The sequence below is a fragment of the Pseudomonas sp. DWP3-1-3b3 genome, assembly GCF_049896305.1.
GTDB classification, from domain to species: domain Bacteria; phylum Pseudomonadota; class Gammaproteobacteria; order Pseudomonadales; family Pseudomonadaceae; genus Aquipseudomonas; species Aquipseudomonas azotoformans_A.
The window spans coordinates 746,866-758,973 of the sequence record NZ_JAFCUA010000001.1 but is presented as its reverse complement, the minus strand read 5'-3'; the positions used below and the strand labels follow the sequence as shown (position 1 = coordinate 758,973).

The following is a 12,108-nucleotide window of genomic DNA, read 5'->3' as shown; positions in this document are numbered from 1 at the left end:
CGCCATTAGAATGCTGTGCAATTGCGCAACTACATTTGGCGCAGACCCATTTCCAGGAGTCCCCCGTACATGAGCAACATGAACCACGAGCGTGTCCTCAGTGTTCATCACTGGAACGACACTCTGTTCAGCTTCAAGTGCACCCGCGATCCGGGCCTGCGCTTCGAGAACGGTCAGTTCGTGATGATCGGCCTGCAACAGCCCAACGGCCGCCCGCTCATGCGCGCTTACTCCATTGCCAGCCCGAACTGGGAAGAGCATCTGGAGTTCTTCAGCATCAAGGTGCCGGATGGCCCGCTGACTTCCCAATTGCAGCACTTGAAGGAAGGCGACGAGATCATCATCAGCAAAAAACCGACGGGCACCCTGGTGCTTGACGATTTGAAGCCGGGCAAACACCTGTACCTGCTCAGCACCGGTACTGGCCTGGCGCCGTTCATGAGCGTGATCCAGGACCCGGAGACCTACGAGCGCTTTGAAAAGGTGATCCTGTGCCACGGCGTACGTTACGTCAACGAAGTCGCTTACCGCGAATTCATCACCGAGCACCTGCCGCAGAACGAATTCTTCGGCGAGGCCCTGCGTGACAAGTTGATCTACTACCCGACCGTGACCCGCGAGCCGTTCGAAAACGAAGGCCGCCTGACCGACCTGATGCGCAGCGGCAAGCTGTTCAGCGACATCGGCCTGCCACCGATCAACCCCGAGGACGACCGCGCCATGCTGTGCGGCAGCCCAAGCATGCTGGACGAAACCAGCGAAGTGTTGAACAGCTTCGGCCTGAAAGTTTCGCCACGGATGCGTGAGCCGGGTGATTACTTGATCGAGCGTGCGTTCGTCGAGAAGTAAACACCGCTCAAAAAAATGTGGGAGCTGGCTCCCACATTTTGTTTCCGGTTTCTTCAGTGGGCGGGAAGCACTTCCAGCACACAAATCACCCCCGCCTCGGGATAGTGCCACCGCACATCCACATCCCAGAACTGCGCGCCATATTCCCGCTCCGGTCCCGGCGTTTGATACGCCGGCCGTGGATCCTGTGCCAGGCACTGATCAATCAGTTCCACCAGTGGCTCGCCCAGGCGCTGCGCATGGCCTTGTGCCTGTTGCAGGGCGGTCTTCAGCCACTGCACCGGAATCAGCTGCGGCGCTGCGCTCGCGATGTCGTTGGTCGCCGTGTCGAGTATGTCGGCATACGGCACATACGGCTTGATATCCAGCACCGGTGTGCCATCGAGCAGATCAATCCCGGAGATCCACAGCCGTCCCGGCTCCACTTTGTCCAACTTCACCACTGACTGGCCAATGCCATTCGGGCGATGAGTTGCACGGGTAGCAAACACGCCCATGGAGGTGTTGCCGCCCAGGCGGGGTGGGCGCACTTTCAGGCGTGGCTTGTCTTCCAGCGCCTGATGGAACAGGAACAACAGCCACACATGGCTGACCTGCTCCAGGCCTTGTACAGCCTCGCCGCCGTCGAACGGCGCCACCAACTCCAGCACACCACGGGCGGCAGGCGCCAGTTGCGGTTGGCGTGGGATGGCGAACTTCTCCTTGAAACAGGAGCGCACGAAGCCGACGGGCGAGACGTTGTAGCTCATGGCTTAAGCACGCACCCGCAGGGTCAGGCCCTTGAGGAAGTTGCGCAGCAACTGATCGCCGCAGGTGCGGTAGTTGGTGTGGCCGAACTTGCGGAACAGTGCGCTCAGCTCAGGCTTGGATACCGGGAACTCGGCGGCTTTGAGGATGGCGTGCATGTCGTCTTCTTTCAGCTCGAAGGCCACGCGCAGCTTCTTGAGGATGATGTTGTTGGTCACCGGGGTCTCGATCGGCTGCGGCGGACGGCTTTCGTCCTTGCCGCGCTTGAAGATCACCAAGCCGTCGAGGAAGTGCGCCATGACTTCATCCGGGCAGAACACGAAGCCTTCTTCCTCATCTTTCTTGAGATAGGTCAGCAGGTCGTCCTTGGTCACGTCCATGCCGCCGAGCTTGATGATCTCGACCATCTTGTTGTCGCTGATGTCGAGCATGTAGCGCACGCTGCGCAGTACGTCGTTGTGAATCATGGTGGGCAATCCTGGTATTCAACTGAGGACACCGCGCAATAGAGGCGGTGTCGGGAAATAGGGTAGCGGCTTAGAACTTCTCTTTGCCGGACAGGTAACGCCATTGGCCAACCGGCACCTTGCCGATGGACACGCCGCCGATGCGGATACGACGGATGGCGATGACTTTGAGGCCAACCGCTTCACAGAACAGCGCGATCACGCCTGGCTGCGGGTTTTTCATCGCAAAACGCAGGCGGTTTTCGTTCTGCCAGCTGGCTTTGACCGCCGGCAGCTCTTTGCCTTTGTAGGTCAGGCCGTGGTTCAGGCGATTGAGGCCGTGGGCAACCATGTCGCCTTCCACTTCCACCACGTACTCCTGCTCGATCTTGGCGGCATCGGCGGTCAACTTGCGCAGGATCTTCCAGTCCTGGGTAAACACCAGCAGGCCGCTGGCCTTGGCTTGCAGGTCGGCGCTGGCGGTGAGGCGCAGGAAGTGGCCCTTGAGCGGACGCTTGCCGAAGCGGTGTTCTTCCGAGAGGGTATCGGCGCTGATCGACGCCATGGCTGTTTCGGCATCTACCCCAGCTGGGGCGTGCAGCAGGATGGTCACGGGCTCGGGCGCGGTGGCCTTGGCGTCCGGGTCGAGTTCGACCTTCTGGGTGGTGACCTTGAACTGCGGTTCGTCGATCACTTCACCGTCCACCGAGACCCAGCCGCCTTCGATGAACAGCTCAGCCTCCCGACGGGAGCAACCGACCAGTTCGATAAGGCGTTTGGAGAGGCGTATGGGGTCAGTCATGACAAGGGCCGTAGCAAAAGGGGGCGGCTATTGTACCTGTGTGGGCGCGGTTAATCCCGGCCCCATTTCATTTAGCCCTGACTGGCTTGATGCTGCACCTGGCGCAAACGCATATGCAACAACGGATAGGGCTGCCCCAAGCCGTCATGCTCCGTGCGTCCGATCACTTCGAAACCCTGTTTGAAGTAAAAACCCAAGGCCTGGGTGTTTTGTTCGTTGACGTCCAGCTCATCGGCGTTCAGGTGCTCGATCGCATAGCGCAGCAGTTGCCGACCCAGGCCTTCGCCGCGGTGCTTGGGGGCGATGAACAGCATCTCCACCTTGCCCGACGCCACGCCGGCAAACCCGGTGATACGCTGACGCGGGTCTTTGGTGCAGATCAACATCACAGCGTCCAAGTAACGCGTCAGCACCAGGTTCTTCAGCAATACGATGTAACTGTCCGGTAGAAAATCATGGGTCGCACGGACCGAGTCTTCCCAGATTTGTGCCAATTGCGTGTAGTCGCTGGTTTTAGGTGTGTGGATAACCGAATGCTGACGCATGCCCGCTGCCCCTTGCCGATGATTGGCGTCGATGGGCAAAACGATAGACCTAAAAAAGCCCCGCATCTTGTCCAGAGGCGGAGCTTTTTCGGTTTATTTACGGCTTAGTCGCGCTTTTCAGCCCACAAGTCGTATTCGTCGGCATCGGTCACGGTGCACCAGACCTTGTCGCCCGGCTTCAACCCGCTGGCATCGTCGATAAACACGTTACCGTCGATTTCCGGCGCATCGAAGAAGCAACGGCCGACTGCGCCTTGCTCGTCGACTTCGTCGATCAGCACTTCGATTTCCTTGCCGATGCGCAGTTGCAGGCGCGCCGAGCTGATGGCCTGCTGGTGCGCCATGAAACGCTCCCAACGGTCCTGCTTGACGTCGTCCGGCACTACGGCCAGGTCCAGCAGGTTGGCTGGGGCGCCTTCCACCGGCGAGTACTGGAAGCAGCCGACGCGGTCCAGTTGGGCGTCGGTCAGCCAGTCCAGGAGGTACTGGAAGTCTTCTTCGGTTTCGCCGGGGAAGCCGACGATGAAGGTCGAACGGATGATCAGCTCGGGGCAAATCTCGCGCCAGTTCTTGATGCGCGCCAGGGTCTTGTCTTCGAACGCCGGGCGCTTCATGGCCTTGAGCACTTTGGGGCTGGCGTGCTGGAACGGGATGTCCAGGTACGGCAGGATCTTGCCGGCGGCCATCAGCGGGATCAGCTCGTCCACGTGCGGGTACGGGTAGACGTAGTGCAGACGCACCCACACGCCCAGGCTGCTGAGGGCTTCGCACAGTTCGGTCATGCGGGTTTTCACCGGCGCGCCGTTCCAGAAGCCGGTGCGGTATTTCACATCGACGCCGTAGGCGCTGGTGTCCTGGGAGATCACCAACAGCTCTTTCACGCCGGATTTGACCAGGCGCTGAGCCTCGTCGAGTACATCACCAACCGGACGGCTGACCAACTTACCGCGCATCGACGGGATGATGCAGAAGCTGCAGCTGTGGTTGCAGCCTTCGGAAATCTTCAGATACGCGTAGTGGCGCGGGGTCAGCTTGATGCCTTGCGGCGGCACCAGGTCGATCAGCGGGTTGTGGTCCTGGCGCGGTGGCACCACTTCGTGCACGGCGTTGACCACCTGCTCGTACTGCTGCGGACCGGTCACCGCCAGCACGCTCGGGTGCACGTTGCGGATATTGCCTTCTTCCACGCCCATGCAGCCGGTCACGATGACCTTGCCGTTTTCCTTGATCGCTTCGCCGATCACTTCCAGGGATTCCGCCTTGGCCGAATCGATGAAGCCACAGGTGTTGACCACCACCACGTCAGCGTCCTGGTAAGTGGACACAACGTCGTAGCCTTCCATACGCAGTTGCGTAAGGATGCGCTCGGAGTCGACAAGCGCCTTCGGGCAACCCAGGGAAACAAAGCCAACCTTGGGGTTGGCTTTTGCGATGGTGGTGGACATGTCTAACCTCGGTATTGAATGACGCCGCCAGTCGGGCACGACAAGGCTGCGGACGGGCGCTTGGTGCGCCTCTGATCAAAAAGTGCGCAATTCTAGCGACGGGCAACGCACTTGACCAGCTTTATGCAGGGAAATGCGACGAGTGCTGCATGGACGCATTCCCACAACCGCTGCTCCGCTCTTAAGCCCGAACGTCTTGCTCCGTGCGGTGCGATACAACTTTAGACATGCCTACACCTAACGCCTGAAGCACTTTCAGAAGGGTGGAGAGCTTAGGGTCGCCGCCAGCGGCGATGGATCTGTAGAGATTTGCTCGATTGAGCCCCGTATTCTGCGACAAGCTGAGCATCCCGCCGCGCGCTTCTGCTACACGACGGACAGCGACCAGGAATGCATCCTCCCCTCCTGCCTCATCGATTTCCTCAAGCGCGACAGAAAGGTATTCGAGGGCGAAGGCTTCGTCGTTTCGAAGCATTTCAAGCACGCTGTCTTCATGAGAACGAGTGCGAATAGTCATTTTTGCTGCACCTTGTAAGATTTCCAGAGGGCCTTGGCCTGATCGATGTCGTTCTGCTGTCTGGCCTTTGAGCCACCGCCCAATAGGAAAACAATTTTTCGATCCTGGATTGCGTAATACACGCGAAACCCGGGACCGAAGTCGAGCTTCATCTCAAACACCCCATCACCCACCGGCTCGGCAATGCCAAAGTGTCCAAGCGCCGCTCGGTCCACTCTCGTGGTGATTCTTGCTTTTGAACGCGTGTCTTGCACGGTATCTAGCCAAGCTTGGTAGATATCCACGCCATTGACGGAGAGTACGTGTTTCACTTCGTACATGAGGACTGTACCTTAAAAGAGACAAGTCGATGATTGAGTTTCTATATCGACTGGGCGGGCCATGCAGGAGCATGGTTTATTGATCGGATAAGCCAGCGAGGACTGCCTGCATGTGCCGCTAAGGCAGCAACATTGAGCCGGGAGAAAATATACGGCCAGCCGTGATGTGATCAATGCAGGCAAATAGGCGCCAAAATGCCCGGATCTCTTTTAATGGCATCAGAAAACCTAACCCGAATCACTTGAGCAGGGAAATACGACGAGTGCTGCGCTATGCTTCGCGCCGTTGCGCGTAGGTAATGTCCTAAGGTCAACAAAACGTCTGTTACGAGAAGTAAAACAGCGCATGCTAGGGTCAGCTTAGACGCGTTGTTAATAAAAGACCGCAGGTCAAAGGGCAGGAGTGGTTGATGGGTCACGCGAGTAATCAGGCAGCAGGTGCCGAGCAGTCAAACGCCAAGCCGATTGGCATGCTGGTGGCAGCGGTCGGGGTGGTTTACGGCGATATCGGGACCAGCCCGCTCTACACCCTTAAAGAGGTGTTCAACGGCGGTTATGGGGTTCAGGTCAATCATGACGGCGTGCTGGGGATTCTGGCGCTGATCTTCTGGTCGCTGATCTGGGTGGTGTCGATCAAGTACATGCTGTTCGTGCTGCGCGCCGATAACCAGGGCGAGGGCGGCATCATGGCGCTCACGGCACTGGCACGACGGGCGGCGGGGGAGCGCAAGAAGTTGCGCAGTTTCCTGGTGGTGTGTGGCCTGTGCGGCGCGGCGCTGTTCTACGGCGACAGCATGATCACCCCGGCGATTTCCGTGTTGTCTGCGGTTGAAGGCCTGGAACTGGCCTTCGACGGCCTGGAAAAATGGGTCGTGCCCATCGCCTTGGTGGTGCTGGTGGCGCTGTTCCTGATCCAGAAACATGGCACTGACCACATCGGCAAGCTCTTCGGGCCAGTGATGGTGACCTGGTTCCTGGTGCTGGGCGGCCTCGGTGTGTATGGCATCACCCTGCACCCTGAAGTACTCAGTGCGATGAACCCGATGTGGGCGGTGCGCTTCTTCGAGGCGCATCCTGGCATTGGCGTGGCCATCCTGGGCGCGGTAGTGCTGGCACTGACCGGCGCCGAAGCGCTGTATGCCGACATGGGCCACTTCGGCCGTAAACCCATCGCTCGCGCCTGGTTCATGCTGGTGCTGCCGGCGCTGGTACTCAATTATTTCGGCCAGGGCGCCATGCTGCTGGGTGACCCGGAAGCCGCGCGCAACCCGTTCTACCTGCTGGCGCCGAGCTGGGCGCTGATCCCGCTGGTGGTGCTGTCCACCCTGGCTACGGTGATCGCTTCCCAGGCGGTGATCTCCGGCGCGTTCTCGTTGACGCGCCAGGCGATCCAGTTGGGTTACATCCCGCGCATGCACATTCAGCACACTTCCAGCGCCGAGCAGGGCCAGATCTACATCGGCGCGGTGAACTGGTCGCTGATGGTGGGTGTGATCCTGCTGGTACTGGGCTTCGAATCGTCCAACGCCTTGGCGTCGGCCTACGGCGTGGCAGTGACCGGCACCATGCTGATGACCACCATTCTGGTGTCGGCAGTGATGCTGCTGCTGTGGAAATGGCCGCCAATCCTGGCCGTGCCGGTCCTGGTCTGCTGCCTGTTGGTGGACGGTCTGTATTTCGCGGCCAACGTGCCGAAGATCATCCAGGGCGGCGCCTTCCCGGTGCTGGCGGGCATCGTGCTGTTCGTGTTGATGACTACCTGGAAGCGCGGCAAGCAGTTGCTGGTGGAGCGTCTCGACGAAGGCGGCCTGCCGCTGCCGATCTTCATCAGCAGCATCCGCGTGCAGCCGCCTCATCGCGTGCAGGGCACCGCCGTGTTCCTCACCGCGCGCCCGGACGCCGTGCCTCACGCGCTGCTGCACAACCTGCTGCATAACCAGGTGCTGCATGAGCAAGTGGTGCTGCTGACGGTGGTCTACGAGGACATCCCCCGCGTACCGGCCGCACGGCGGTTCGAGGTGGATGCCTACGGCGAAGGTTTCTTCCGCGTGATCCTGCACTTCGGTTTCACCGATGAGCCGGACGTGCCAGAGGCGTTGAAGTTGTGTCACCTGGATGATCTGGACTTCAGCCCGATGCGCACCACCTACTTCCTCAGCCGCGAAACGGTCATCGCCTCGCGGATCAAGGGTATGGCCCGTTGGCGCGAAGCCTTGTTCGCCTTTATGTTGAAGAACGCCAACGGCAACCTGCGCTTCTTCAAACTCCCGGTAAACCGGGTGATCGAGCTGGGCACCCAGGTCGAAATGTAAGCTGTTGCAACACGGGGGCCGGCAATCGGCTCCCGCTTTTCGTTCTGAACCCTGTGCAATCCAGCGTTGTCGACTAGGCTCTAAGCACTGTTTGAATAGTGCCCACAGAACCCAGAAGAGGTGCGCCATGAGTCAGCTGCTCGAACCTTATACCCTCCGTCAATTGACCCTGCTCAACCGCATCGCCGTGTCGCCCATGTGCCAATACTCAAGCGTCGATGGCCTGGCTAATGACTGGCACCTGGTACACCTCGGCAGCCGTGCCGTCGGCGGCGCCGGGTTGATTTTCACTGAAGCCACCGCGGTGACTGCCGATGGCCGCATCACCGCCCAGGACCTGGGCTTGTGGAATGACGCACAAATCGAACCGCTGCAACGCATCACACGTTTCATTGCGGCCCAAGGCGCGGTGGCCGGCATTCAGTTGGCCCATGCCGGGCGCAAGGCCAGCACTCATCGGCCTTGGATCGGCAAGCACGGCAGCGTCAAACCGGAGGATGGCGGCTGGACGCCGGTAGGACCATCGCCGATTGCCTTCGACCCTCAGCACACCCAGCCCAAGCCATTGGACGAGGGCCAGATCCAGCAAGTGATCGCCGATTTTGTCGCCGCCGCCAAGCGCGCGTTGACCGCAGGCTTCGAAGTGGTGGAAATCCACGCGGCCCATGGTTACCTGTTGCATCAATTTCTCTCACCTATCAGCAACCAGCGTCAGGACCAGTACGGCGGCTCGTTCGAAAACCGCATCCGCCTGGTGCTGCAAGTGACCCAGGCCGTGCGTGAAGTCTGGCCCCAGGAGCTGCCGCTGTTTGTGCGGGTGTCGGCCACCGATTGGGTGGAAGACGGCTGGAACCCCGATGAAACCGTGGAGCTGGCGCGTCGCCTGAAGGACTTGGGGGTGGACCTGATCGACGTCTCCTCCGGTGGCACCGCCGCCAACGCCGAGATCCCCACCGGCCCCGGTTACCAGACCCGTTTCGCCGAGCGCGTGCGCAAAGAGTCGGGCATGGCCACCGGCACCGTTGGCATGATCACCGAGCCGGCCCAGGCCGAGCACATCCTGCGTACCTGCCAGGCCGATATCATCTTCCTGGCCCGAGAACTGTTGCGTGATCCGTACTGGCCGCTGCATGCCGACGATGACCTGGGCGGACGCAAGGCTATCTGGCCGGCGCAGTACCAGCGCGCTACGCACCGGGATCAGCCGATTCATGAATCGGACCTGCGTGACTGAACCTGCCTGATGTGCCCACCAAGCCCACCCTGACCCGGTGGGTTTTTTCTTGCTCGTTGTTAATACAAGCCTGATCCTTGGTCGCCTAAAAGCAGGAGGCCATCATGCTGGTGGAACGCGCGTTAACTGAAAGTGACATCCCGTTGCTGGCAACCATCGACCGCACGGAGCTGATCCACCAATGCTATCGCGTGGACGGTGGTCAGTTGGTGTTGTACGCCGCTTGCCACGACATGCGCGGTTGGCCGGAAGGTGAAGCTGAACAGGACGCCGTGGCGCTGCATGCCTGCCTGAAACGCGGCGGGTGGTTGCTGGGTGTATTCGACGGTCCCGCGTTGGTCGCGGCGGCGGTGGTGGACAATCGCACCCTCCATAACCCGCAGCTGCGCATGCGCCAACTGAAGTTCCTGCACGTCAGCCACGCGGCACGCGGCTTGGGGCTGGGAGGGCGTCTGTTCGCGCTGGCCTGTGAGCACGGCCGTCAAACCGGCGCGGAGGCGTTGTATATCTCGGCCACGGAATCGCGCAATACCGTGGACTTTTACCTACGCCAAGGCTGCCTGTTACTGCAGCAACCTGATCCAGAACTGTTTGCACAAGAGCCCCATGACATTCATCTCTACCGACCGTTAGGTGAGAAAGGGCTGTAGGTCTTTGTTACCGAAGCAAATATTTAAGTGATTACTCTAAAAAAGTCGCACGCTCGGCAAGAAGGTTTCTACGCTTAGGGTAAGTCTGATTTCTGGCCCAGGAAGTCAGTTGGTTTGCTCACTGAGGCATTGCGCTTCATGGGAGGCGGTTATGGGCAACGGGAGTATTTGATGGATATCAGGAGAAGCAGTCCATGGCCAAGTCCTATGGTGTAGCGGGGGTGGTGGCGTCATTTCTGGCCCGCAGGGTGTCTTTGCGTGGTCGAAGGCTGAGTTCGGATGAAGCTGAACTGCTGGCGCAATATCGCGCCCTGACCGAAAACGATCAGGTGGCGATGCGCTATTTGATTGGGGCGATGAAAAGTGTGTCGCGGTTCTGAGCCGCAGCAGGAGCGTTCCCACGCACGCGTGGGAACGCGGTCAATCAGGTGTACTTACGCTGGTCCGGAGCCGGCGGGAAGTACTGGTACAACCAGGTTTCACTCAAGGTGCGGTCCTGGGTGCGAATGAACAGGCGCAATTCCACCGGCTCCACGCTGTCGCTGGTCGGGTACCAGTCAAACAGGATGCGGTAGCCCTTGATGTTATCCAGCACCAGCACGCTGAAGTCTTTCACTTCGCCATGGGAGCAGGTCACCACCGGCTCGATCCCGGTGCCCGGTGGCAGGCGATCCAGGCCGCCGCCCTTGAAGTCCACGGCAAAACGGCGTGCCCACACGGGTGGGTAGTGCTCGCCCGGTGCCCAACCTTCGGTAAAGCCACCCATGCCTGAGCGGGTCGCGTCGACTTGTGCCAGCGGCGTACTCACCGGTGGCAGGGCGCTCCAGTACAGCTTGTAGCCATAGTTGAGCGAGTCGCCGGCTGCCACGGGTTTTTTCGGGGTCCAGAAGGCCACGATGTTATCCAGGGTCTCGCCGGTGGTAGGAATTTCCAGCAGGTCGATGGAGCCTTCGCCCCACGCAGTGGTCGGTTCGACCCACAGGCTTGGGCGCTTGCTGTACCAGTCCACCGTATCCTGGTAACTGGCGAACTCATGGTCGGTCTGCACCAGGCCGAAGCCTTTCGGGTCTTTGTCGGCAAAGGCGTTGAATTGCAGCTTGGCCGGGTTGTTCAGCGGGCGGCAGATCCACTCGCCGTTGCCGCGCCACATGGCCAGGCGGTCCGAATCGTGGATCTGCGGGTGGATGGTGTCGCACATGCGCCGTTCGTGGGTGCCGCAGCTGAACATGCTGGTCATCGGTGCGATGCCCAGTTGTTCGATGGTGGTACGTGCATTGATGTGTGCGTCGATCGCCATCACCACCTGGTTGGCCTGGCAGTCGATATCGAAGCGATAGGCGCCCGTGGCGCTCGGGGAGTCGAGCAGGGCGTAGACCACAAAGCGGGTGGCGTTCTTGTCCGGGGTCTCGAACCAGAACTGCGTGAAGTCGGGGAATTCCTCGCGCTTTTTCGCGTAGGTGTCGATGGCCAGGCCACGGGCCGAAAGACCGTACTGCCCGGTGTTGTCCACCGCGCGGAAGTAGCTGGCGCCGAGAAACGACAGCACGTCATGGCGGTCCAGCTCCGGCGCCTTGAACAGCTTGAAGCCCGAGAAACCCAAGTCGCCGGTCAACTGCTTGGTATCGACCGTGGTTTTCTCATAGTTGAACAGTGACGGGCGGAAATGCACTTCACGCGCTTCGCGGGTCTTGGGGTCGACACTGTGCATGCGCACTGGCGTCTTGAAGCCCATGCCGACGTGGAAGAACTGCACGTCCAGTTGGCCGTTCAACTCCTTCCACAGCGAATGGTTGCCGTCGTAGCCGATGGCGTTGAAATTCTGCGGGGTCATGGTCGCCAGCGTCGGCGGCAGCACCTGTTTGGTGTCCTTGTAAGCGGTCCCGGCCAGTTGTTTGGCCTGGGCCTTGAGCGAGTCGAAATCGAACGCCACGGCCTTGCCATCGGCGGCACGGTTCCCGGCCCAGGCCTGGGCGGCAAGCAGGCCGCTGGCCGACAAACCCGTGTAAGCCGCAATGGCCATGGACGCTTTGAGCAAATTCCTGCGGTGCATAGAGACAACCTGTCGTGAGCAAATCCCGCGCCGTTCCTGGCACGTAGCGGATCAGAAATTACGGTTCGGACATGCCTTCGACCAAACGCAACGGACATTAAACAGACGCCGGATAGCTTAAGCGGTTCGATGACGTAGGAAAATTGATTGATAGCGGGATGATGGCGTTGCATGTGCGACAAGACATTTCC

13 protein-coding genes are annotated in these 12,108 nt (G+C 60.0%); 5 read left to right on the top strand and 8 right to left on the bottom strand.

All coding sequences use genetic code 11. The features are described from left to right. The first annotated feature begins 69 nt into the window (after positions 1-69). Positions 70-849, top strand: coding sequence for a ferredoxin-NADP reductase (fpr, locus tag ACP7BX_RS03765; RefSeq protein WP_003189055.1), 780 nt, complete (start codon positions 70-72; stop codon positions 847-849). Positions 850-902: 53 nt separating this feature from the next. Here the strand turns inward: fpr and tsaA are convergent, their stop codons facing one another. The 7 genes from tsaA to ACP7BX_RS03730 all read right to left on the bottom strand — a co-directional run bounded on the left by tsaA (position 903) and on the right by ACP7BX_RS03730 (position 5,671). Next, the gene (gene tsaA, locus ACP7BX_RS03760) at positions 903-1,598 is read right to left on the bottom strand and encodes a tRNA (N6-threonylcarbamoyladenosine(37)-N6)-methyltransferase TrmO (protein ID WP_177111001.1); all 696 of its coding nucleotides are present in this window, start codon (positions 1,596-1,598) and stop codon (positions 903-905) included. Positions 1,599-1,601: 3 nt separating this feature from the next. Continuing rightward, positions 1,602-2,063 carry a DUF1456 family protein gene (locus tag ACP7BX_RS03755; RefSeq protein ID WP_032893248.1) on the bottom strand — a complete coding sequence of 154 codons (462 nt, stop codon included), beginning with the start codon at positions 2,061-2,063 and terminating at the stop codon, positions 1,602-1,604. A gap of 70 nt (positions 2,064-2,133) precedes the next feature. Further along, positions 2,134-2,844 (bottom strand): rRNA pseudouridine synthase, encoded by a 711-nt coding sequence (locus ACP7BX_RS03750; RefSeq protein ID WP_122724078.1) that lies wholly within the window; start codon positions 2,842-2,844, stop codon positions 2,134-2,136. A 71-nt stretch (positions 2,845-2,915) separates the two neighbouring features. After that, positions 2,916-3,389, bottom strand: a complete 474-nt coding sequence (locus ACP7BX_RS03745; RefSeq protein ID WP_426128438.1) for a GNAT family N-acetyltransferase — start codon at positions 3,387-3,389, stop codon at positions 2,916-2,918. Between the two features lie 104 nt (positions 3,390-3,493). After that, positions 3,494-4,834 (bottom strand): 30S ribosomal protein S12 methylthiotransferase RimO, encoded by a 1,341-nt coding sequence (rimO, locus tag ACP7BX_RS03740; protein WP_426128440.1) that lies wholly within the window; start codon positions 4,832-4,834, stop codon positions 3,494-3,496. A 181-nt stretch (positions 4,835-5,015) separates the two neighbouring features. Beyond that, positions 5,016-5,351 carry an addiction module antidote protein gene (locus ACP7BX_RS03735; protein WP_426128442.1) on the bottom strand — a complete coding sequence of 112 codons (336 nt, stop codon included), beginning with the start codon at positions 5,349-5,351 and terminating at the stop codon, positions 5,016-5,018. Next, on the bottom strand, positions 5,348-5,671 hold the full coding sequence (locus tag ACP7BX_RS03730; RefSeq protein WP_177111003.1) for a type II toxin-antitoxin system RelE/ParE family toxin: 324 nt from the start codon (positions 5,669-5,671) through the stop codon (positions 5,348-5,350). The genes ACP7BX_RS03735 and ACP7BX_RS03730 overlap by 4 nt, the downstream gene beginning before the upstream one ends. Positions 5,672-6,081: 410 nt before the next feature. Here ACP7BX_RS03730 and ACP7BX_RS03725 point away from each other — a divergent pair, with 410 nt between their 5' ends. The 4 genes from ACP7BX_RS03725 to ACP7BX_RS03710 all read left to right on the top strand — a co-directional run bounded on the left by ACP7BX_RS03725 (position 6,082) and on the right by ACP7BX_RS03710 (position 10,247). Beyond that, the gene (locus tag ACP7BX_RS03725; RefSeq protein WP_033899936.1) at positions 6,082-7,983 is read left to right on the top strand and encodes a potassium transporter Kup; all 1,902 of its coding nucleotides are present in this window, start codon (positions 6,082-6,084) and stop codon (positions 7,981-7,983) included. 127 nt (positions 7,984-8,110) lie between these two features. Further along, positions 8,111-9,217 carry an NADH:flavin oxidoreductase/NADH oxidase gene (locus tag ACP7BX_RS03720; RefSeq protein WP_033899937.1) on the top strand — a complete coding sequence of 369 codons (1,107 nt, stop codon included), beginning with the start codon at positions 8,111-8,113 and terminating at the stop codon, positions 9,215-9,217. A 104-nt stretch (positions 9,218-9,321) separates the two neighbouring features. Next, positions 9,322-9,867 (top strand): GNAT family N-acetyltransferase, encoded by a 546-nt coding sequence (locus tag ACP7BX_RS03715; RefSeq protein ID WP_426128445.1) that lies wholly within the window; start codon positions 9,322-9,324, stop codon positions 9,865-9,867. Positions 9,868-10,061: 194 nt separating this feature from the next. Then, positions 10,062-10,247 (top strand): hypothetical protein, encoded by a 186-nt coding sequence (locus tag ACP7BX_RS03710; protein ID WP_269133043.1) that lies wholly within the window; start codon positions 10,062-10,064, stop codon positions 10,245-10,247. Positions 10,248-10,291: 44 nt separating this feature from the next. On the opposite strand, the gene ACP7BX_RS03705 is transcribed toward ACP7BX_RS03710, so the two are convergent. Next, the gene (locus tag ACP7BX_RS03705) at positions 10,292-11,917 is read right to left on the bottom strand and encodes a glucan biosynthesis protein D (protein ID WP_033899943.1); all 1,626 of its coding nucleotides are present in this window, start codon (positions 11,915-11,917) and stop codon (positions 10,292-10,294) included. Positions 11,918-12,108: the final 191 nt, after the last annotated feature.